23 protein-coding genes and 4 tRNA genes are annotated in these 22,339 nt (G+C 45.1%); 1 reads left to right on the forward strand and 26 read right to left on the reverse strand.

Annotated elements, in window-relative coordinates; translation table 11 throughout:
* Positions 1-58 precede the first annotated feature (58 nt).
* The 4 genes from Q8R38_08150 to groES all read right to left on the reverse strand — a co-directional run bounded on the left by Q8R38_08150 (position 59) and on the right by groES (position 6,801).
* Positions 59-3,505 carry a DNA polymerase III subunit alpha gene (locus Q8R38_08150; GenBank protein ID MDP3791998.1) on the reverse strand — a complete coding sequence of 1,149 codons (3,447 nt, stop codon included), beginning with the start codon at positions 3,503-3,505 and terminating at the stop codon, positions 59-61.
* 22 nt (positions 3,506-3,527) lie between these two features.
* Complete coding sequence (locus Q8R38_08155; GenBank protein ID MDP3791999.1) at positions 3,528-4,691, reverse strand: GuaB3 family IMP dehydrogenase-related protein; 1,164 nt, start codon at positions 4,689-4,691, stop codon at positions 3,528-3,530.
* Between the two features lie 155 nt (positions 4,692-4,846).
* Positions 4,847-6,493 (reverse strand): chaperonin GroEL, encoded by a 1,647-nt coding sequence (gene groL, locus Q8R38_08160; GenBank protein ID MDP3792000.1) that lies wholly within the window; start codon positions 6,491-6,493, stop codon positions 4,847-4,849.
* 20 nt (positions 6,494-6,513) lie between these two features.
* A complete protein-coding gene (gene groES, locus Q8R38_08165) occupies positions 6,514-6,801 on the reverse strand; it encodes a co-chaperone GroES (protein MDP3792001.1) in 288 nt (95 codons plus the stop codon).
* Positions 6,802-7,005: 204 nt separating this feature from the next.
* On the opposite strand from groES, the gene Q8R38_08170 reads away from it, so the two are divergent.
* Positions 7,006-7,079: transfer RNA gene (locus Q8R38_08170), tRNA-Gly, on the forward strand.
* 101 nt (positions 7,080-7,180) lie between these two features.
* On the opposite strand, the gene Q8R38_08175 is transcribed toward Q8R38_08170, so the two are convergent.
* From Q8R38_08175 to Q8R38_08280, 22 genes are all read right to left on the reverse strand, one after another.
* Positions 7,181-7,372, reverse strand: coding sequence for a hypothetical protein (locus tag Q8R38_08175; protein MDP3792002.1), 192 nt, complete (start codon positions 7,370-7,372; stop codon positions 7,181-7,183).
* On the reverse strand, positions 7,369-7,914 hold the full coding sequence (locus Q8R38_08180; GenBank protein ID MDP3792003.1) for a nucleotidyltransferase: 546 nt from the start codon (positions 7,912-7,914) through the stop codon (positions 7,369-7,371). The genes Q8R38_08175 and Q8R38_08180 overlap by 4 nt, the downstream gene beginning before the upstream one ends.
* A 270-nt stretch (positions 7,915-8,184) precedes the next feature.
* Positions 8,185-8,270 (reverse strand) — tRNA-Tyr (locus Q8R38_08185).
* A gap of 17 nt (positions 8,271-8,287) precedes the next feature.
* Positions 8,288-8,363 (reverse strand) — tRNA-Thr (locus tag Q8R38_08190).
* Positions 8,354-9,217 (reverse strand): NAD(P)H-hydrate dehydratase, encoded by an 864-nt coding sequence (locus Q8R38_08195; GenBank protein MDP3792004.1) that lies wholly within the window; start codon positions 9,215-9,217, stop codon positions 8,354-8,356. Before Q8R38_08195 ends, Q8R38_08190 begins: the two co-directional genes overlap by 10 nt.
* A complete protein-coding gene (gene acpS, locus Q8R38_08200) occupies positions 9,214-9,624 on the reverse strand; it encodes a holo-ACP synthase (GenBank protein MDP3792005.1) in 411 nt (136 codons plus the stop codon). The genes Q8R38_08195 and acpS overlap by 4 nt, the downstream gene beginning before the upstream one ends.
* Positions 9,621-10,334 (reverse strand): pyridoxine 5'-phosphate synthase, encoded by a 714-nt coding sequence (locus Q8R38_08205; GenBank protein MDP3792006.1) that lies wholly within the window; start codon positions 10,332-10,334, stop codon positions 9,621-9,623. The genes acpS and Q8R38_08205 overlap by 4 nt, the downstream gene beginning before the upstream one ends.
* Positions 10,315-10,494 carry a hypothetical protein gene (locus Q8R38_08210; GenBank protein ID MDP3792007.1) on the reverse strand — a complete coding sequence of 60 codons (180 nt, stop codon included), beginning with the start codon at positions 10,492-10,494 and terminating at the stop codon, positions 10,315-10,317. Before Q8R38_08210 ends, Q8R38_08205 begins: the two co-directional genes overlap by 20 nt.
* Before the next feature lie 26 nt (positions 10,495-10,520).
* On the reverse strand, positions 10,521-11,312 hold the full coding sequence (cdaA, locus tag Q8R38_08215; protein ID MDP3792008.1) for a diadenylate cyclase CdaA: 792 nt from the start codon (positions 11,310-11,312) through the stop codon (positions 10,521-10,523).
* A gap of 13 nt (positions 11,313-11,325) precedes the next feature.
* Positions 11,326-12,150 (reverse strand): dihydropteroate synthase, encoded by an 825-nt coding sequence (folP, locus tag Q8R38_08220; protein MDP3792009.1) that lies wholly within the window; start codon positions 12,148-12,150, stop codon positions 11,326-11,328.
* Positions 12,128-14,002 carry an ATP-dependent zinc metalloprotease FtsH gene (ftsH, locus tag Q8R38_08225; GenBank protein ID MDP3792010.1) on the reverse strand — a complete coding sequence of 625 codons (1,875 nt, stop codon included), beginning with the start codon at positions 14,000-14,002 and terminating at the stop codon, positions 12,128-12,130. Before ftsH ends, folP begins: the two co-directional genes overlap by 23 nt.
* A gap of 75 nt (positions 14,003-14,077) precedes the next feature.
* On the reverse strand, positions 14,078-15,079 hold the full coding sequence (tilS, locus tag Q8R38_08230; protein ID MDP3792011.1) for a tRNA lysidine(34) synthetase TilS: 1,002 nt from the start codon (positions 15,077-15,079) through the stop codon (positions 14,078-14,080).
* Positions 15,080-15,093: 14 nt separating this feature from the next.
* A tRNA-Met gene (locus Q8R38_08235) sits at positions 15,094-15,170 on the reverse strand.
* 22 nt (positions 15,171-15,192) lie between these two features.
* Positions 15,193-16,020 carry an ATP-dependent sacrificial sulfur transferase LarE gene (gene larE / locus Q8R38_08240; GenBank protein ID MDP3792012.1) on the reverse strand — a complete coding sequence of 276 codons (828 nt, stop codon included), beginning with the start codon at positions 16,018-16,020 and terminating at the stop codon, positions 15,193-15,195.
* Entirely contained in the window at positions 16,017-16,634 is a 618-nt protein-coding gene (locus tag Q8R38_08245) for a hypothetical protein (protein ID MDP3792013.1), read from the reverse strand. The genes larE and Q8R38_08245 overlap by 4 nt, the downstream gene beginning before the upstream one ends.
* Before the next feature lie 19 nt (positions 16,635-16,653).
* Positions 16,654-17,289, reverse strand: a complete 636-nt coding sequence (locus Q8R38_08250; protein ID MDP3792014.1) for a bifunctional 4-hydroxy-2-oxoglutarate aldolase/2-dehydro-3-deoxy-phosphogluconate aldolase — start codon at positions 17,287-17,289, stop codon at positions 16,654-16,656.
* Positions 17,289-18,239, reverse strand: coding sequence for an aldolase catalytic domain-containing protein (locus Q8R38_08255; GenBank protein MDP3792015.1), 951 nt, complete (start codon positions 18,237-18,239; stop codon positions 17,289-17,291). Before Q8R38_08255 ends, Q8R38_08250 begins: the two co-directional genes overlap by 1 nt.
* The gene (locus tag Q8R38_08260) at positions 18,232-18,639 is read right to left on the reverse strand and encodes a peptide chain release factor-like protein (protein MDP3792016.1); all 408 of its coding nucleotides are present in this window, start codon (positions 18,637-18,639) and stop codon (positions 18,232-18,234) included. The genes Q8R38_08255 and Q8R38_08260 overlap by 8 nt, the downstream gene beginning before the upstream one ends.
* A gap of 25 nt (positions 18,640-18,664) precedes the next feature.
* The gene (gene mnmA, locus Q8R38_08265; GenBank protein ID MDP3792017.1) at positions 18,665-19,771 is read right to left on the reverse strand and encodes a tRNA 2-thiouridine(34) synthase MnmA; all 1,107 of its coding nucleotides are present in this window, start codon (positions 19,769-19,771) and stop codon (positions 18,665-18,667) included.
* Positions 19,768-20,862 carry an AAA family ATPase gene (locus Q8R38_08270; protein MDP3792018.1) on the reverse strand — a complete coding sequence of 365 codons (1,095 nt, stop codon included), beginning with the start codon at positions 20,860-20,862 and terminating at the stop codon, positions 19,768-19,770. Before Q8R38_08270 ends, mnmA begins: the two co-directional genes overlap by 4 nt.
* A gap of 410 nt (positions 20,863-21,272) precedes the next feature.
* The gene (locus Q8R38_08275; protein ID MDP3792019.1) at positions 21,273-21,533 is read right to left on the reverse strand and encodes a hypothetical protein; all 261 of its coding nucleotides are present in this window, start codon (positions 21,531-21,533) and stop codon (positions 21,273-21,275) included.
* A 1-nt stretch (position 21,534) separates the two neighbouring features.
* Positions 21,535-22,332, reverse strand: coding sequence for a dihydropteroate synthase (locus tag Q8R38_08280; protein MDP3792020.1), 798 nt, complete (start codon positions 22,330-22,332; stop codon positions 21,535-21,537).
* Positions 22,333-22,339: the final 7 nt, after the last annotated feature.

Raw genomic sequence — 22,339 nt, forward strand, 5'->3', positions numbered from 1 at the left:
AGATATTGTTCTATAAGGAGTTATGATAACATTGCGAGGCAGCGATTGTCAATAAGATTTAGACCTTGAAATTCACTACGTCTCTACCCAGGACTTTTTCTATATCCCTGACCAAACCTTCATGAGGCTCTACCAACAACCCCTGGCTTGCGGATACCGTCGTGCGCTTCCCGTCCGGTTTTACAAAATTTAAATATACAGGAACGCGTCCAGGGTAGCGCGACAGGACTTTTTTCAAGTTCTCGAGGCTGTTTTTCTCCAGGCCCGCGGTCAATACATTAACAAGTATGGCTTTGGTATACTTTGCCCGGACGGAGTCGAGCGTAACTATTTCATTCGCTATTATCTTGGGCTCTTCCTCCCGCAGGCTTAGCCGTCCTTTGACAAACACTATCGCGTCCGGCTTGACAAGTCCGCCATGCTTCGCGAATGTCACGGGAAAGACCAGCACCCCTACCGTGCCGTTTAGATCTTCCAGCGTAACTATGGCCATCTTTTCATTGGTCTTTTTCGTTGTGGTAAATTTCGCGCTTGAAATTATCCCGCCTATAAGCACTTCATCGCCGTCATGCATATTTCTAAGCTGAGTGGTATTGCATGTAGAATAAGTATTGAGCATCTTCTCGAATCTGGCTAGCGGATGTTTTGTTATATAAAAGCCTATCATCTCTTTTTCCTGGGCGAGCAGCTGATTTTCCGGCCATTCCGGTATATTGGGTGTGTCTTGGAATGTCTTTTTAAAATTTTCCTGGTCCTCGAACTTTTCGAAGAATGACAACTGCCCATTGAGCCTGTCTTTATGCACATCTCCGGCCGCTTCAAGAGCCTTGTCCACCATCGCTGAAAGCTGTGACCTGAAGAGCCCCAGGGAATCCATCGCTCCGCACTTTATCAGGCTCTCTACAACCTTCCTATTAACGAGCCGCGGGTCCACCTTTCCGCTGAAGTCATATATAGATTTAAATTTTCCGTTCTTCTCGCGCATTTTGATTATCGATTCTATCGCGCCGTCTCCCACGTTCTTGATAGCGGCAAGGCCAAAACGAATAGAATCGCCCACTACTGTAAAGTTGGCGTAACTTTCGTTTATGTCCGGAGGCAGAATCTTTATTCCCATCCTGCCGGCCTCATTTATATAGATAGCTATCTTATCGAGGTTATCTTTTTCACTCGTTAGAAGTGCCGCCATGAACTCCACTGAATAATTAGCTTTCAGGTAAGCTGTCCTGAAACTTATCAGGGCATACGCCGTAGAATGGGATTTATTAAACCCGTAACCGGCAAAGTACTCTATAAGATTAAATACTTTTTCTGCGGTCCGCCTCTCTATTCTATTTTTTAGGCACCCTTCCACAAAGTGCTGCCTCATCTGAGCCATTACTTCGGGCGTCTTTTTAGCCATAGCACGCCTTAAGTTATCGGCTTGAGCCAGTGTAAACCCGGCAAGACTTGAGGCTATCCTCATCGCCTGTTCCTGATATAATATGACCCCGTATGTCTCTTTTAATATCGGCTCCAAGAGTTTATGGTCATATTTCATTTCAACTTCGCCGTGCTTTCTCTTCATGAAGTCATCCAGCATACCTGAACCTATAGGCCCGGGCCTGAAAAGCGCCAGAAGCGCTATTATATCCTCGAATTTTTCCGGTTTTAATTTCTTTAAAAGATCTCTCATCCCGGAACTTTCAAGCTGGAACACGCCTATAGACTCGGCATTGGCGAGCAACTTGTATGTCTTCCTGTCATCCGATGTAATCTTTGAAAAATCTATATCGGTATTTTTTGTGCGTTTTATTATCTTTATCGCTTCACTTATTACCGTAAGAGTCCTTAAACCCAATAGGTCCATCTTAAGCAGTCCTATCTTCTCAAGGGAAGTCATTGGATATCCGGTAGAGATCTGCCCATCCTGGGTTTTGTAAAGAGGCGCGTGATTAACCAGGCCCTTTTCGCTTATTACGACTCCGGCGGCATGGGTGGAAGCATGGCGGGTAAGCCCCTCGAGGACTAAAGACGCGTCTATCAACCGGGTTATCTTAGGATCAGTCCTATATAAAGTCTTTAGCTCCGGTTCCTGTTCTATAGCGTGTTCTAAAGTTATATTAAGTTCGGTCGGGACCAGCTTCGCTATTCTGTCAACATCTCCATAAGCCATGCCCAGCGCCCTGCCCACGTCCCTGATAACCGCCTTTGCCATCATCGTTCCGAATGTTATTATCTGAGCGACATTTTCCTTGGAATATTTCTTTACGACGTAATCTATTACCTCGCCGCGCCTTTCATAGCAGAAGTCTATATCTATATCCGGCAGGCTTATCCTTTCGGGGTTTAAGAACCTTTCGAAGAGAAGGTCGTATTTTAGAGGATCTATATCGGTAATGCCCAGCGCGTAACTTACTACGCTGCCCGCGGCGCTGCCCCTTCCCGGCCCGACAGGTATGGAGTGCTCTTTAGCGTAATTTACAAGATCCCAGACTATCAAGAAGTAGCTTGGATAACCGAAGTTTTCTATAATCTTTAGTTCGTGTTCAACGCGGTGAATTATGGCTTTGTCTATATTCTCATAGCGCCTCTTTAAACCTTCCTGCACAAGATCCCGAAGATATGATTCGCGCGTCTTTCCTTCCGGCACTTTATATTGAGGCAGGTGCACCGATTTAAAATTCAATTCGAGGTTACATTTTTCCGCTATCGCAACCGTATTCTTCAGCGCTTCAGGGATCGTACTGCCGAATGTCCGGGCCATATCATTATAGGATTTAAAATAAAATTCGTCAGTCTGCAACCTCATCCTGTTAGGATCATCGATGTTTGTTTGTGTCTGTATACACAAAAGAAGGTCGTGCGCTCTCGAATGATCCCTTTCTATATAATGGACATCGTTTGTGGCAACGAGCCCTAAAGACAATTCTTTGGACATCTTTACAAGCTCTGTATTGACCGCATCCTGTTCGGGTATGCCATTGTCCTGGACCTCAAGATAAAAATTATCTTTGCCGAAGATACTTTTGTACTCGTCGGCTGTCTTCCTGGCCTGGTCAAGCTGATTGGTATGTATAAGATGGGGTATCTCTCCTTTAAGACAGCTGGAGAGGCACACGAGACCGTCCTTATGCTGTGACAATATCTCTTTATCTATGCGGGGGCGATAATAGAATCCTTCGAGAAATCCCGCGGATGTAAGTTTTAGAAGATTTTTATATCCGGTTTCATTTCTGGCGAGCAATATAAGATGGTATGACGCTTCCTGAATACCGCGGCTTGTTTTGTCAAACCTTGAGTCCGGAGCTATGTAGACTTCGCATCCTATGATGGGCTTCACTCCGACCTTCATAGCCATATCATAGAACTCTATCGCGCCGAACATATTGCCGTGATCCGTTATCGCGCAGGCAGGCATCCTATGTTCGCGTACTTTATGCAGAAGTTTTTCCAACAGGCATGCGCCATCTAAAAGGCTATACTGCGTGTGGACGTGCAGGTGCACGAAATCGGAGTGATTCATCGTGAGTCTTTACTTATGCGAGTTATTTACCCATTCCAACCCGCTGAGCGACTTGGAATACTTTTCCTTCTGTCTGTATGGACGGTGCTATAATTATTTCGGCCTTGTGCATCTGGTCGATATTTTTTGCGCCTACGTTGCCCATAGATGTCTGCAGCGCCCCCATAAGATTCTGTGAGCCGTCATCTACTTTCGCGGGGCCGAACAATATCTCTTCGAGTGTTCCCGTTACGCCCACCTTCACCCGTGTGCCGCGCGGAAGATTCGCGTGCGGCGTTGCCATGCCCCAGTGATTGCCTTTGCCCGGAGCCTCTTTTGATCTTGCGAATGCCGAGCCGACCATTACAGCGTCCGCTCCACAGGCGAAAGCTTTGCATATATCTCCGCCGGTTGTCATTCCACCGTCGGTAATAATGGGGATATATCGTTTCGATTTTTTATAGTACGTGTCCCTGGCCGCGGCGCAATCTATAGTGGTAGTAACCTGGGGAACTCCTATGCCTAAGACTCCGCGCGTGGTACACGCGGCGCCCGGGCCAACGCCTACTAAAAGCCCGCTGACGCCTGTCTGCATAAGGTCCAAAGCGACTTCATAGGTGACGCAGTTGCCGACTACTATCGGCATCTTCATCTTTTTGCAGAATTTCTTGAAATCGAGCGCTTTATACTTTGAGGAGTAATGTTTGACCGTGGAAACCGTGGATTGAACTACGAATATATCGGCGCCCGCTTCCTGCGCGATCTCCGCGCAACGTTCGGCTCTCTGTGGAATCGCGCTGACGGCGACCGGCACGCCGGCTTGCTTAATCTGATCTATCCTCTTTGCTATTAAACTCTCTTTTATAGGCTCGGCATATACACCCTGCACCAACTCCGTGGCTTTTCCAAGTTCTGCGGACGCTATTTTATCAAGGACTTCATCGGGATTTTCATAACGTGTCTGTACGCCTTCGAGATTTAATACGGCTAAACCGCCTAATTTACCCATCGCTATCGCGAATCTAACATCGACAACCCCATCCATAGCAGCCGCGATTATAGGGACACGAAATTTTTTGCCTCCGATCGACCAGGATATGTCAACATCGGTTGGATCTATAGTTACCCTTCCCGGAACAAGGGCTATCTCATCAAAGCCGTAACAACGCCTTGCTTTTCTCTCAACTCCTATATAAAATTGCGCCATGATTCTCCTCTCAATTTTGTTTTGGGAGTATTATAATATAGAATTAACTTGGTTTTGTCAAGTTAATCTAATAAAATTGGGGCTTTAGGATATCACCCAAAGCCCCAATTTCTTTAACTATAACCCTAAGATCTTACGAGCCTAAGGCCTTATTCTTAATACATCCCGCCCATTCCGCCTCCGGGAGGCATTCCACCGGGCATTCCCATAGGAGCTTTCTCTTCCTCCGGGATGTCTGTAACTATCGTTTCAGTCGTTATCATAAGCGCCGCGATACTCGCCGCGTTCTGAAGCGCTGAACGGGTAACCTTCTTAGGATCTATGACACCCGCCTGGATCATATCGCAGTATATGTTCTTATCGGCGTCATACCCTTCGTTGGTCTTCATATCTTTTACTTTATTTACCACTACCGAGCCTTCCATGCCAGCGTTATTGGCGATGGTCCTGATAGGCTCTTCAAGCGACCTTCTGATAATGTCGACACCTATCTGCTCGTCGCCTGACAATTTCAGCTTGTCGAGTGAATCTACACATCTCAAAAGCGCCACACCACCGCCCGGAACTATTCCTTCCTCAACAGCGGCTCTTGTCGCATGCAACGCGTCTTCGACACGGGCCTTCTTCTCTTTCATCTCTGTCTCTGTCGCAGCTCCGACGTTTATCACCGCTACTCCGCCTGAAAGCTTGGCCAGTCTTTCCTGTAACTTCTCTTTGTCATAATCGGAATCGGTACCCTCAATCTGCTTCCTTATCTGGGCTATTCTGCCCTGGATATCGGCAGTCTTACCGGCGCCTTCTACTATAGTAGTGTTGTCTTTGTCTATCCTTACTCTCTTGGCGCGTCCCAACTCTTCTATCTTCACGTTCTCTAACTTTATTCCGAGCTCTTCGGTAATGGCCCTGCCGCCTGTCAACACCGCTATATCTTCTAACATGGCTTTACGCCTATCGCCGTAACCCGGAGCTTTAACCGCCGCGCACTGGAGCGTTCCGCGGATCTTATTCACTACCAATGTCGCGAGCACTTCGCCTTCGGTCTCTTCCGAAAGTATCAACAACGGCTTACCCGCTCTGGCGACTTTTTCCAACAAGGGAAGAATATCTTTCATTGCAGATATCTTCTTTTCGTGGATTAAGATGTAGGGTTCTTCGAGAACGCATTCCATCTTTTCCGCGTCTGTGGCAAAGTACGGAGATAGATACCCTTGATCAAATTCCATACCTTCAACAAGCTCTAACTCTGTCTTGGAAGCCTTGCCTTCTTCTACTGTTATAACGCCGTCTTTTCCTACTTTTGTCATGGCTTCCGCTATGAGATCGCCTATTTCGCGGTCACCATTTGCGGCTATAGAAGCAACCTGTGAAACTTCCTTCTTATCTTTTACGTTAATAGGCTTCGCAAGCTTCTTCAGTTCCTCAATAACCTTCTCTACGGCCTTCTCAATGCCTCTCTTAAGAGCCATGGGATTCGCGCCGGCGGTTACGTTCTTCATGCCCTCTCTGAAAATCGCTTCGGCTAATAAGGTAGCCGTCGTTGTTCCGTCACCGGCTATGTCAGAGGTCTTCGAAGCCACCTCTTTTACCAGTTCCGCGCCCATATTCTCATATGGATCCTTTAACTCTATCTCTTTTGCTACGGTTACACCGTCCTTTGTGATCGTCGGTGCGCCGAACTTCTTGTCGAGGACAACGTTTCTGCCTTTAGGACCGAGCGTTACCTTAACGGCCTTGGCAAGCTGCTCAACGCCTCTTAAGACCGCCCTGCGCGCTTCCTCGCCATATAGTATTTGTTTTGCCATTTTCTTCTCCTTGATTTTTCTTATTTTACTATCGCTAAAATATCTTCTTCTTTTAAGATCAGGTATTCTTTCCCATCAACGGTGATCTCCGTCCCTGAATATTTTCCGAATAGAATTTTATCTCCGACCTTTACTTCCGGAGTTATTACTTTCCCTTCATTTGAAGTCTTACCTTTTCCCACCGCCACTACCTTCGCTTCCTGCGGCTTTTCCTGTGCTGTGTCAGGAAGAACTATTCCTCCCTTTGTCACCTCTTTGGCATCGAGAACTTCTACCATTATCCTGTCTGCCAATGGCTGAATCTTCATATTGCCACCCTCCTTTTTATTTTGATATAGTTCAAATTAGCACTCACCAAAATCGAGTGCTAACAAAGTAGTATTATACAGACTAACGAAATTTTGTCAAGAATTTTTGTAATTTTTTTATTCGCTTCTGGCTTATGACCGGAATTCACTAATGGCAGGATTGACAAAAACGCAGTGTGGTGATATTATTTATGAACCTTTGGCGCGGGAGTAGTTCAATGGTAGAACACGAGCCTTCCAAGCTCGTTGCGTGGGTTCGATTCCCATCTCCCGCTCCACATCGCCTACCTCTCTCCCGACCCACTCTTCAAGCTATTCCTTACAGCTAGGATTTATTAATACTGGTGGTGAGGGTTCGTCATGAACCGAACATACGAAATTATTTTATCGAAAAAGGAACGTCAACGCGCATGACAAGTTCATCCTTTTTTGATAGCTTGTTTTTATGAAAATATTTATGGGTGAAATTTACAAATTCGATGTAATCATTCATCGATAACCATTTATGCTGTTCCGGAATACATTTTCCAACCGGTAAATTTAGTTTCTCCATATCTAATCGAGATTTCATACATTACCACCCATGGCCTTTAATATAGTTTGATACATCTCTTCACTACTATATTTTAAACACATTTCTTTAAACCGTTTATCGCTATAATCGACTTTGTTCATTTTAATTAAATTTATAATATCCGGCAAGTCTTTCCACATTCTATTCTTTTGATTGTTCTTTATAGCATGAAGCTTTAAAGCTATCAAATGATTGACGGATGGAATGACCAACTTCTCTCCGACAACGTCAATCTCTTTCCCGTCTTTTATTATCTTCTCTCGCGTCGCTTGATCAACAATCATAAAATCGACATCTAAATTTTCCTTTTTGTTCGAGAACCGCACCGTTACCTCTGTCGCAAACTCTTTCGCATAGCCCGCATTAATCAGCGCGTCTTTTATCTTTGTGAAATCTTCCTTAGTGGTTAAAAAATCGACATCGAGGGTATCGCGTGTAACCTTATAGAAATTTACAGCAAAACCGCCTATAAGTATGCACGGTACGGCCGATCTCTTCGACGCTTCAGCAACAAGGTGAAACACTTTTGAATAATCCATGTAGCGTATTATACAGAAAAAAGTCCGGAAACGGAAGAAGATTAATCAGATGGAATTTTTCTTTTTTATAGCGCTGTGGCAACGGCCTCTTGGGATTTCTGCCAATCTGTAATTGTTCTGTAATCTATGGTCTTTGATGTCGCAAGAGTTAAAAATACTTGAGTAAAGTTGGCCTGCCATGAACCTGAGCTTTGCCCCGTACCAGTCGCAGCCCTTTCAGGGCTCCTCCGGTACAGGGCATGAACCCTACAAGGCAAAGCGAATGGTTCATGGTGGTGAGAGGTGGATTCGAACCACCGAAGGCTTGCGCCGTCAGATTTACAGTCTGATCCATTTGGCCGCTTTGGTATCTCACCGCAATTACTTGAAGAACTGGAGCTAGCAGAGGGGATCGAACCCCCGACCTATGGTTTACAAAACCATTGCTCTACCAGCTGAGCTATGCTAGCTTTCTTAAAACTTCCGGTAATTTATTTAAAAGATCGGTCGCTGTTAAACTTAAAATGCCTTTTTCTTTTGCCGCTATATCGCCTGCCAGGCCGTGAAAATATACAGCCGTTATCGACGCGTCAAATGGTTCCAGGCCCTGGCCTATGAACGAAGCTATCATGCCTGTTAGACAATCTCCCGTCCCGCCCGTCGCCATACCGACATTTCCTGTTTCATTGATGTAATAATCACCGCTCGGTTTTGCGACTATAGTCTGATGGCCCTTAAGAACCAGGACGATATTATACGCAGCAGCGAAGCTTAATGCAATATCTTTTCTATTATTCTGTACTTCCGAAACATCTTTACCGAGCAACCTCGCCATTTCACCCGGATGCGGAGTAAGTACCATAGAGCTGTGATTCTTCTGCAGCGTATCAACATGTCCAACAACCGCGTTTATGCCATCCGCGTCCAACACGATAGGCCTCTCTATCTTACCTATCAGGCTCCTGACAAGCGATTGGGTCTCTCTATTCTGCGAGATTCCCGGACCGATGACGACGCAATCGCAATGCTGTGCAAAACTAAGGATCTCCTTCTCCGCCAAAAGGCTTAAGGAGCAGTCCTTGGTCTCAAAAAACGGCTTTACCATTACCTCTGTTAACTTTGTCGCCATTATAGGATATATACTCTTGCCCACCGCAAGAGTAACGAGTCCGCTTCCGGAAAGAAGGGCCGATTGACTGGCCAAGTACGCGGCTCCGGTATAACCGGATGAGCCGGCGATCACTAACACATGGCCGAAATCTTTTTTATTCGCTTCCGGTTTTCTTTTTGGAAAACCCGCCAGGACATCCTCTATCTTTCTCATCTCTTCCCCGTCAGTCTGCAGGCAGGCCTGCCTTTAAGAAGAATCACGTTGGCCACCGCATAGTTTTTAGAATGAGACATACTCACTACCACCTCATCCACCTTCTTCTTTTTCTTTAATTTCAGCGCGGAGTTATTGAAAGATATTATCGGTTTACCTTCCTGGTCATTGAATATCTCTATATCCGTCCAGTTAAGAGGGTACTTTCTCGCTACGCCGAAAGCTTTAACCACAGCCTCTTTAGCCGCGAATCTTGCCGCGAAGTGCTGCGGCGCGAAACGCTTAGAACTGGAATACTTTATCTCTTTTTCCGTAAATACTTTTGTAAGAAAATTATCTCCCCACTTATTTATCGCGTCGCGCATCCTGAATACTTCTACTATGTCTATACCTGTCCCGACTATCATTTTATCAGCTCCAACATGTCTTCCACCGCCTGTCTTAAACCAATCAATACGGCTCTCGCAACTATAGAATGCCCTATATTAAGCTCATTTATTCCTTCGATAGAAGCGACTTCTCGGACATTATCATAATTCAACCCATGGCCCGCGTTAACTTCAATGTCAAGGGCTAAAGCATGCTCCGCCGCATTGGCTATCCTTTTAAGTTCCCCTTTAGCCGCGGCAGCGCTTTTGGCATTAGCGTATTCACCTGTATGAAGTTCTATTATCTTTGCCCCCGCTTTTTTGGAAGCCTCTATCTGTTTTTTCGAAGGATCTATAAAAAGACTTGTCTGAATGCCATTCTTTTCAAATCTTCTAATAACAGATGCTATCTTCTTCTCGTATTTTACCACGTCCAGGCCGCCTTCCGTAGTAAGCTCTTTTCGTTTTTCCGGAACAAGTGTGGCCTGGTCGGGTTTAACTGCGCAGGCAATATTAACTATTTCTTCAGCTATCGACATCTCAAGATTAAGCCGCGTGATTACCGTGGCCCGCAACCTCTTAACATCAGCATCTTTTATATGCCGCCTGTCTTCACGCAGATGGCAGACTATCGAATCACAGCCCGCCTCTTCGCATATAGCGGCGGCTTCTACAGGATCGGGATAAAATATCCGCCTGGCCTCCCTTATCGTGGCGACATGATCTATATTAACGCCTAATTTTGCCATTATTTAATTTTTCGGTCTTGGCCTGCAAGATCTTGCGCAGAGCCTGCAGCTCTTCTTGTGAACCCCTGTTCAATTCATTTACTATATAAAACCATATCAAAAGCGCCAAAATAAATGAAAGGATCTTCAGCGGTAAATTCTTAGTAAAAAAACTTTTCATAAAACCGGACGCCCGATTCGCCTTCCTTATTTGATAGTAGGAGAAAGCTTAGACAATACGCTCAAAAGCTTCTTCCCTTTAAGCTGTTGTGGATTATGAAATACTTCTTTTAGTAACTTTACAAGATCATCTTCGGAGATCTTATGTATGAGCTTCCCGCCCATACAGACCGATATAGCTCCGGTCTCTTCGCTGACTACAACGCATATGGCGTCGGTCTCCTCGCTTAAACCTATTGCCGCTCTATGCCGGGTACCAAAAGATTTCGATATATTAGTTTCCTGTGAAAGCGGTAATAGGCACCCTGCCGCGATTATCCTGCCGTGCTGTATTATGACAGCGCCGTCGTGAAGCGGAGCTTTTGAGCTGAATATGGATATTATAAGCTCCTTCGTCACTTTTCCATCTATCGGCACGCCGCTTTCTATATAAGTCTTGAGGCCGCCTTCCCGCTCGATAGCTATAAGCGCGCCTGTACGATTTTGCGAAAGATATGAAGCGGCCCTCGAAATCTCATCGACAATACCTTCTTCCTCCTGGTATATCCCGAATTGGCCAAGCCTCGCGAGCCCCTGCCTCAATTCCGGCTGGAATATTATTATAAGCGCTATTACCGAAAGTGGAAAGAGGCTCATCATGACCCACGATATAGCCTCGAGCCTTAACTGTCTTGCCGCGACGAAGATAGCTCCTATTATTACAAGCCCTTTGAGAAGTTGTTCTGTGCGGGTTCCCTTTATAAAGAGGAGTATCATGTAGATAACATACCAAAGTATGATTATCTCTATGCCTATTTTTATATATGACCAAAGATACATTGGCGGTATCTTTCTATTTTACAATGCTATCCACGACGCGCACTGCCTGTGAAACCTCTTTAACATCATGGACTCTCAATATATCAGCGCCATTTGTTATCGCAACGGCGCAGCTTGCTATAGTGCCGAACAATCTGTCGCCAGGGTCATCCGATCCCAATATCTTTCCGATAAAAGATTTGCGTGAAGTCCCTATGCATATCGGACAACCGAGAGATTTAAATTCACCCAAATGCCTTAAGATTTCTAAGTTATGAAATAAGGTCTTGCCAAATCCTATGCCGGGATCCACTACGATATTATCTTTTTTTACTCCGCATGCGACGGCGATCTTTATTGACTCTTTTAAATGGGCGGATATTTCTTTGATGACATTCTCGTAGCGGGGCGATCTCTGCATCGTTTGGGGTGTGCCTTTCATATGCATCAAGACTAAAGCGGCGCTATGGGCCGCCACAACATCTGCCATTGAAAGATCGTATCTTAGGGCGGAAATATCATTTACTATACTGGCGCCTGCCTTCAGGGCTTGGTCAGCGACATTTGCCTTACGGGTATCTATCGAGATAGGTTTTTTTATTCTGCCTGATAGAGCCTTTATTACAGGAATCACTCTATCTAATTCCTCATCAGCGCTTACCTCTTTTGCGCCGGGCCGTGTCGACTCCCCGCCTACATCTATTATATCTGCGCCACACGCCGCCATGTCTATTGCGTGGCTTACGGCTTTCTTCCTATCAAAGAATCTTCCCTTATCAAAAAAGGAGTCGGGCGTTACATTAAGAACGCCCATAATTAATGTCTTTGAGCCTATTTTAGGCAGTAACCGGCGAAGCATCGTTACCTAATCCAAGCAACGCTTTCACTTGCTCAACATCCATTACTTCTTTATCGAGTAATTTCTCAGCTAAAATTTTCAGCTTATCTTTGTGCTTAGTAAGTTCTTCTTTGGCTTTGTTATAACAGTTATCGACTATATTGCGCACTTCCTGGTCAATAACCTGCGCGGTCTGGTCGCTATAGTTCTGCTCTTCCACTATATCCCTGCCCAAAAATACCTGTTCTTCTCTGCGTCCAAATGTAAGATGGCCTAACTTATCGCTCATGCCGAATCGCATCACCATCTTCCTCGCAAGCTCGGTCGCCTCTTTAAGGTCCTGGCTGGCGCCTGTAGTGATTTCATTAAACATTATCTCTTCAGCTACTCTTCCGCCCATCGAACATATTATCTTTACGGTTAAATCTGTCTTGGAATAGTAATATTTATCTTCGACAGGTATCTGGATAGTATATCCGCCCGCCATTCCGCGCGGCAGTATAGTAACTTTATGCAGAGGGTCAGCGCCTTTGATAACGAGAGCGAGTATCGCGTGACCTGATTCATGATAGGCCGTCAACTCCTTATCCTTCTTGGACATTACCTTGGACTTCTTCTCCGGGCCAGCGATAACTCTTTCCATCGATTCCTGCAGTTCTTTGAGCGTAACACTCTCCTTATCGTGCCTTGCCGCGAGAAGCGCCGCTTCATTCACGAGATTCGCGAGGTCTGCGCCCGAGAATCCCGGGGTCTGTCTCGCTATAATAGTCAAGTCTACGCTCTTATCCACTTTAACATTTTTAGTGTGCACTTTAAGTATCGCTTCGCGCCCTTTTATATCTGGCCTATCTACAACTATTTGTCTATCAAAACGCCCGGGCCTCAAAAGCGCGGGGTCAAGAACATCGGGCCTGTTGGTCGCGGCAATCAATATTACGCCTTCCTGAGTGTTAAATCCATCCATCTCGGCTAAAAGAGCGTTTAAAGTCTGCTCTCTTTCATCATGCCCGCCGCCGATACCGGCAAACCTTAATCTGCCTACAGCATCTATCTCGTCGATAAATATTATGGCTCCTCGACCCGACTGTTTTGCCGATTTCTTTGCCTGTTCAAACAAGTCCCTGACCCTTGAAGCGCCCACGCCTACGAACATTTCGACAAAGTCGGAACCTGATATCGAAAAGAATGGCACGTTTGCTTCGCCGGCTACCGCCTTGGCAAGAAGAGTCTTTCCCGTTCCCGGAGGCCCCATTAAAAGAACGCCTTTTGGTATCTTTCCGCCAAGTTTCTGGAATTTTTTAGGGTCTTTTAAAAACTCTATTACTTCTTTTAATTCTTCCTTGGCCTCATCGACGCCCGCGACATTCTCAAATGTTATTTTAAGACTGTCCCCGGACGCGAGAATAGCGCGCGATTTGCCGAACGACCATATCCTGCCGGCACCGCCGCCCCCGCCAGGGCCCGCGCGATATGCAAAGAGCCACAGGAACAATATCAATAATACTGTCGGGCCAAGATAATAAAAAATATTCGACCAAAAAGTCTTTAACGGCTTAATGTCGAAGTCCTTGACATTGTCGCGTAATAGCTGCAATAGCTGCTGATCGTTCTCGGGTATGTTTACAATAAACCCCTGGCCGGCCTTTAGTTCTCCCCTCAAAATACTATCCGTCTTATAACATGACGCTATAGCCTGGGGATTCTCTTTTACCATTGCGTAGAACTTTGAATACGTGATCTCCTGTACAGGCTTTGCCCCGCCCTGAAACCACGGATGAAATAGCGTAAATAATCCAATTGCTATCAAAAACCATATTATAAGATTCGAACCGCTTTTCTGTGGAACCTGTTTCTTTAAACTTTTCTTTTCCATTTAGATTACTCCATTTTGGTGGCTATTGTAACAGATCGTAATGAATATATCAAGAAGAACACCGCGGCGGTGAAATTAAGCTCTCTTCATAAAAACCAAAGACGTTGCAGTTCTTGTTATGCGTATGTCTCCGGGTAGATCCAGGGCCTTACCCTTGCCCCTATAAGCTATCAACTGTTCCAGCTCCTTCCAGTGCCTGAATGAGAGCCTCTTCACTTCCCCTCCGCTTTTTTCGAGTGAATCTCTCAATATCTCTTTCTGAAGCGCTTTTGGCTGAACAACTATATCCTTAAGCTTTATCTCAACGCTGCCGCCTTTACCCTTTGCGCCTTGGACTCTGGCACTGCCCTTTGCCTCATTTATGAACTCAAAGTCTTCTCTTAAATGTTCTGCGAGACTACACAGAGCTCTTTTTAACCGCGGATTATGCTTTTCAAGATATGGCACGATCTCGCTACGGACAACGTTTCTGAAATATATAGATTCCAGATTAGAGCTGTCCACTCTGTAAGCAATGCCTCTTTCATCAAGGTACTTCTCTATCTCTTTCTTCTCTAATTCAAAAAGCGGCCTGACTATGTTTAAGTCGCCTTCCTGCCTGACCGGAGAAATACCGACAAGACCTTTTAAAGAAGCGCCCTTAATTATACGCATTAATACAGTCTCGGCCTGATCATCCAGCGTATGGCCTGTAGCAATGACATTCGCCTTTACAGCCTTTGCGGCGTCATTAAAAAATTTATACCGCTCTTCACGCGCCGCTTCTTCGGTGGAAATGTTTTTAGATTTTTTTTCGGGCAAATTAATCATTTTGTGGATAAATTCCAGATCGGAGTCTTCCGCTAATTTTTTCACAAATAATGAATCTTCACTCGATTCCTTGCCGCGAATACCATGATCGAGATTGCAGACCACAAGCTTCTTTAGTTTTAATTTTGATTGCAGAAATTTAAGCGCAAGCATTAAAAATACAGAATCAGGCCCGCCGGATACCGCGACAAGCACCGTATCGCCCGGTTTAAACATATCGTAGTTACGCGTGGTCTTTAAAACACGCTCTATCAGATTATTCTTCAATTGTAGGTTTTTGTTGGTAGCGGGAGTAGGATTTGAACCTACGACACGCCGGGTATGAGCCGACTGCTCTGCCAGACTGAGCTATCCCGCCAAATGATGAAAGACGCTATATATTATACTTCTACCAGGTTTTTGTCAATACTTTGGGCCTCATGCATACTGCCTGTCCTGTATCCGCCGAGATCCAAAGTCACATACACAAAACCAATATCTTTTAACTTCTTTACAATATCTTCTTTTAATTTCAATCCCAGACTCATCCGGTCTTGAGGGATTTCTATGCGCGCCATTGAGCCATGCATGCGCACTCTCACCTGCCCAAAACCTATCCTGCGCAAAAAATCCTCGGCCTCGCCTATCCTCAAAAGCCCGTCTTTGGTTATAGGATCGTTAAAAGGAAACCGCGACGCAAGGCATGCTCCGGACGGTTTATTCCATGTTGGAAGTCCCAACTTTTTTGAGAACACCGATATATTGCGCTTTGTTATGCCGGCCTCAAGCATGGGTCTCTTTACATCTAACTCTTTTGCCGCCAAACTACCATATCGAATGTCTTTAAGGTCGTCGAAATTCGTTCCGTCTATGACATGATCCATCTTATACTTATTGCGGATCTTCGTTAACTTATTGAATAATTCTTTTTTGCAATAGTAGCACCTATTGACCGGATTCGCCCGGAATTTATTTGACCGCAGTTCATTTGTACGGATAACGATATGCCGCGCGCCTATAGATTTTGCGACTGTAACAGCGTCTCTATACTCAGATAAAGTATAGGTCTCGGACCGGGCGGTAACAGCGATGACATTATCCTTGCCTAAAGCGTCTATCGCGGCTTTAAGCAAAAAAGTACTGTCTCTACCGCCGGAATAGGCGACAACTACCCGCCTAAGATCTCTTAAGATATTTTTTAGCTTGTCTATCTTCTTCACTAAGTCTATTTCTTTGCTTCTTTTAAATCCAACACTATCCAGACTATGCTTATCACTGAGATTATCAGATAAGCATACATGGTCTGCCACAGCCCCTGCTCTATCGATATCTGGATGGGTAGACTGGAAAGATCTACAGTCATCATATTATATAATCCGCCAACCGCTATGCCGCCGCTTGATACCGCCATGCCTATAACGGCTATCTTATTTTTAAGGCCGACTATAGCTAAGCCGATACACACAAGCGCCAATAACGGCAGTAAATATACAAGCATGCTCTTCTTGTCCAGATCTTTCGCGTCCTTAAACATGACCGATGCTATAGCGATAGCTATCTGGGAACTCTTCTTGTTTATAAGAGTCGGTATGTCATAACCGCTTACGACTGTTTTTATCCTGATATCGCCTAAATCCGATATTTTATCCGTAGCTTTGTCGAGGCCTCTAATAAATTTTCCGGCAAAAGGGGTATTTTCAAGCATACCTCCTGTGGCTGATTCCGTCAGGCCCTTGGCGACTTTGGTAGCCGACACACTTGCCTTAGCCCACGGCATAAAAAAACCGTGTATAATAGCTATCGCGCATATGACTATTAATGACAACAAAACCACTTTCCTCATACGCCCTCCCTGCCCGCCGTTAAGCAGGCTTTTTTTGTTTCAATCCGTCCACATACCTTTTTACCGCTGCGCCTATGCTGGCGAAGTCCTTCTTCGCAAGCCACTCTTTCTTAAACACACCGGCACCGAAGGCTATAGCCGCGGCGCCATTGGCGAAATAATCATTCATATTTTCGGGCGTCACACCTCCGCAAGCAAGTAATTCGATCTCATTAAACGGCCCTTTTATCTCTTTAAAATACTTCGCGCCGAAACAGCTCGACGGAAACACCTTGACCATTGTTGCCCCGGCATCCCATGCGTTATATATTTCCGAAGGTGCTAGGGCTCCCGGGAAAACCGGTATTTTATTTCTTACGCAATATTTCACAACATCCTCCACCATGACCGGCGTTACTATGAATGTGGCGCCCGCGTCCAATGCTGATTTTAACGAATCTTTTTTTAATACCGTACCTGCTCCTACGGCAATCCGGCCTTTCGCGCATCGAGCCATTTTAGCTATAAGGGCCGCGGCGCCATTGGTATTCATCGTTATCTCTATCGCGCCCAAGCCCGCGAAAATAACCGTTTCGGTCAGCTCCTCGATAACATCGGGTTCGATTCCGCGCAATATGCCTATAACGGGTTTTTTCTTAAACCTGGCTATGTCCATTAATCCGATTCTTCTCCCATAAAACTATCATAAAATTCTCTGTAATTTTCTTTTTTGGCGCTCTCCCTTAAAGCTATGGCCGTCTTAGGATGCTCGTCTAATATGCCCGTTATGGCGTATGGTATAACATAGCCCCATTCCAGCTTTTCTCTCAAAGGAATGAACTCTTTTGATATAACATCCAGTATGGGCCTGATATCGTATTTAGGATTCTTCAAGAAACCCAACAATAATTCCGTCGGGCAATTGCCAGCTGCCCTCCCCAAGCCGTATATGCTTCCATCGACATAGTTAGCGTCATGAATTATCGCTTCTATGGTATTGCCGAAAGCGAGCTGCTGATTATTATGCGCGTGCATACCTATCTCTTTGGTCTTAAGTATGCTCTTAAACTTCTTTACCAAAAATTCTACCGACTCCTGATAAAGCGCGCCGTTGGAATCTACGACATAAATTATCGGCGCCTTACACTCTTCCTCAAGCTGATGAAGAGCTTCGATTAGCTCATTATCAAGAGCGCGCGAGATTGCCATTATGTTCACGGTAGTCTCATACCCCTTATCCGCGAAATGGTTTACCAGGTATATCGCCTTGTCGATGTCTTTAACATACGAAGCGACGCGCACCATAGATATTACGGAATCTTTCTTCTGCGGGACATCGTCAAGGTCTACACGGTCAACGTCAACCATTATGGAAAGCTTTGTCTTTGACGGGATCCCTTCAATGGCCTTCTTTATATCATCCTCGTCGCAGAACTTCCATTTGCCGTAATCCTTTGGCGAGAATAATCTTCTGGAGTTCTTATACCCTATCTCCATATAATCTATCCCGGCCTCGGATATGGCTTTGTACACTTCCCTTACAAACCTGGGCTCAAAATTATGGTTATTCATGAGCCCGCCGTCTCTTATTGTGCAATCCAGTACCTTTATCTTTTCTCTAAACATCTCTAATCTCCACCTTCCTGCGTAATTCTTTCTTTTCAGAATGAATTTTCTTGTTATGAAGCATCTTATCCTTCGCCCTTTTGGACCTCTTCCTTTTCTGCCTTCTTATCTTCTCTATCCTCTTTCTCTCTTCCGACTCACGGCCCAAAACGGCCGATTCTATCTTTCCGACGAGGACCTTCCTTGCCATATATCTATTTAACGGCTGTGAACGTTCGCTGAATGCTTTTACCTCAATGCCGGTAGGAATATGCTTTAAATATACGCCTGTCGAGGTCTTATTTACATTCTGCCCGCCGGGTCCGCGTGAACGTATAAAGTGTTCTTCGAGGTCGCTTTCCCATATAGAGAAACGCCGCATCTTATCCGCAAGTGCTTTTGCCTTCTTTTCTGATATCATACTGCACTACCAACTTTTAGCCGGCTCATACCACTTCCTTTATCCAGCCGCCACCGACAACTATCTCCTTGTCGTAGAAGACTACCGCCTGTCCGGGGGTAGGCGCTTCTTGAGGAGATTCAAAATCGACTCTAACCATATCTGTATCTACCGGAGTAACCAGCGCGTTTGCGGCCTTATGATTGTACCTTATCTTAGCCTTGACCTTAATCGGTTTATCGATGCCATCTATAGCTATCCAGTTAAGGCTATGCGCTACCAGGCTCTTCTTTAACACATCTTTCTTGGTTCCCACGATAACTTTATTATCGAGCCTGTCTATAGCAACAACGTATAGCGGCTCCTTATACGCTACGCCAAGCCCGCGGCGCTGGCCTATCGTATAAAATGGTATACCCTTATGCCTGCCAAGCACTTTACCGGACAGATCAACGATGCTGCCCTCTTTGATCTCAACGCCGGTCTTCTTCTTTATATACTCCGCGTAATTTTGGTCCTGGATAAAACATATATCCTGGCTCGAAGCGGTATTAAAAGTTATCAATTTAAATTTTTTAGCGAGAATTCTCGTCTTCTCTTTCGTGTAACCGGCAAGCGGAAATATTGTATATTTAAGCTGGTTCTGTGACAGGCTGAACAAAAAATATGTCTGGTCTCTCTCGCCGCCTTTGCCTACTTTCAAAATAAATCTACCTCTCTTTTTATTGTAATCCAGCCTGGCGTAATGTCCCGTAGCCACCAAATCAGCGTCCAGCGCAAGCGCCTTTTCATGCAAAAGCCCGAATTTTATCTTTTCATTGCATACAACACAAGGATTGGGAGTAAAACCTTTTAAATACTGGTCACAGAAATAATCTATCACCTTCTTCTTGAATTCTTCGCTAAAATCAAATACATAATAAGGTATGCCCAGATCTCCGGCAACAGCACGCGCTCTTGTAACAGCTTCGAGATTACAGCATGAGCGCCCTACGCTGGCGCCGCATTCTTCCTTTGGCCACATCCTGAAGGTTATGCCTATGACCTGATAACCTTCTTTCTTTAAAAGCGCCGCGGCAAGCGATGAGTCAACACCGCCGCTCATCGCGACAGCTATTCTCTTTCTTTCTTTTTTGAGTTTTTTTTGGTTCACTTTATATGCTCGAGGACATTATCGATATCAACATGTTTTTCTACCATGTCGATTATTATCTTTATTTTATGAGAATCCTGTGGCTTTAATTTAACTATCATATTATTAACTCTCGAGGCTATAGTGTATGTCTCCTCGTCTGTAACCAGTGTGGGTATGAGTGCCTGTTCAAGTAAATTTAGCGCTCTTTTCTTAGGCAATAGGCCGCCGCTTAAAATAACGCCCGATATAGAGCACCCTTTCTTAAGCTTGCCCCAATGCACATCGCATGTGGCCGCGACCATATCGTCCCTGTCGCCGGGTATTATCATTAGGGAATTATTCTGAATATACGGCAAGGCGTCACGGACATGCATGGCGCCGATGAGGATCTTTTCCGCCGGAGCATCTAAATTATGCCCTTCATACAAAGGCTTAAGTTTAAGCTCTTCCATTATCTCCCGCATCGTCGGTATATCTAATATAATATGATGAGGTAATACACCGCACACATTAAGGCCCTTTTGCACCATACCTTTCGTAACAAGGCGCGATATCCTGTCATATTTTTCCATCAGGACCTTATTGACTATAACGCCGGCAAGTTTAACTTTTTCCTTGTCGAGCAGGGCCTTATTAAGCATTATCTCGTCTATCGGTTTTCCTACACCTCCGGATGAAATCATTATCACATTAGCGTTGAGCAGATGAGCTACCGTAGCGTTTGAAAGTCCGAAGACAGACCCGACTCCGGCGTGGCCCGTTCCCTCTATTATCACAAGGTCGTTATCTTTCGCTACCCTGTCATAAGACTCTTTAATGAGTTTGGCATAGTCCTCGGCCGCGCCTTTCTCTATATAGCGCTCGGTAAATCCGCGCTCTATTGCCACGGGAGACATGTCCTTTATGCTACATTTTATTCCGAAGATATGCTCTATGAGGACCGAGTCTTCATCTACCTGATAACCCTGTTCCATAAGGTAGCGCTGGCCTATTGGCTTGATAAAACCTATGCGAGGGAATTCCTTCTTGAGGGCCGCTATGAGGCCCAAGGATACGGTCGTCTTGCCGTCATTCTGCTGCGTCGCCGCTACAAATATCTTCTTCGCCATAAAATTTACCCACCATGCTGGCCGTAAGGCCAGGGGGCCTCGCCTAATTTTGCTATCAAGCTACTTAATGTTATCTTAATTATATATTTCAAATTGTATCTTATGGCTTAGCCTATAAATACGTTGGGGAATAATAAACCGTTAGCAAAATTTACGGCTCAACCCCCATGGCCTCACGGCCTACAACATGATATAAATTTTATAGCTCATGTTGCAGGCGGGCCTCGCTGGCCCAGCCTGACGCTGCTGTCAAAAATTATGACACCTTATAGCGATTTAGCAAAAAATTTAAATTCCTGAAAGAAGTTAAATTTTTGTCAGAATTTTTCCAGAATAAATTGGTATGCTTAATACCAATTTATGTCAGCGGAAGGCGGTCAGCGAGGCCCGCCGTCCTCTGAAAAAAAGCTTTACTCCCCGAACCTACGATACCATAGCACTACTGCTGTAACCGCTGTGAAGAGGATCAGATTGACGATGTTAAACGCGCGCCAGACGATATCGGGAGAGTGTAACGCCTCGGGCGCCATCAAAACAAAGCATGTCCACACTCCGACCGCCCACGGGATACTAAGATCTTTTGAAGACCTTCTTTTTATGACTCTCACTATCAGGGGAATATTCCACAGGGGTAATACTATAGCCGCTATCAGCGCGATAGTCTTTGTCATTTTATATCAGCCTCCCTTCGCGGAACGCTTTTATGTATTCGGCGCAGTATTCATCCTCACAAAGTAATGCCTTTGAAACAACTATGGAAGACATGATATATTTTTCCGTAGGGTCAAGTATGGCCGCGTCCAATCCCGCCTGCATAGCCATGGATAAAAATACTGAATTGATCAATTTTCTGTTCGGCAGTCCGAACGATACGTTCGACAATCCGCATACGGTTTTCGCTCCGAGAGATTTTATCATCGGTATCGACCTCAAGAATTCTTTCACTTGTTCAGGCTCTGTCGATATGGGGCGGATCAACGGATCGAAATAAATATTTTCCGGCTTAAAACCTTTTGCGCAGACCTTCACCAGCATATCTTTGGCAATATTAAACCTGTCCTCTGCGCTATGTGGCATACCCTCTCCGCCCATAGTAAGGGCTATGAGCTTCGTATTATATTTAACCGCCAGCGGAACTATATGCTCCATCCTTGAGTCCTCGCCTGTAATTGAATTAATAAATGTTTCGCCGCCTGCTTTATATATTTTGAGAGCGCTTTCAATGGCGATGTGGCTGGGACTATCGATACAGATATTGACATCTTTTATTTCGCTCTGGATTACGCTTATCATCCAATCGATATCCTGGATCTCGTCTCCGAGGCTCATCGCGCAATTGATATCCAAAAATTTTGCGCCTGCTTCGATCTGCTTCTTCGCTTCTTTTAATATGAAAGCTGCATCCTTATTCTTCATCGCTTCCTGAATATGCGCTCTCGTAGAATTTATACGCTCACCGATTATCAACATTCTATTA

It is taken from the genome of Candidatus Omnitrophota bacterium (assembly GCA_030695905.1).
In the GTDB taxonomy this organism is placed as follows: domain Bacteria; phylum Omnitrophota; class Gorgyraeia; order 2-01-FULL-45-10; family 2-01-FULL-45-10; genus CAZHPY01.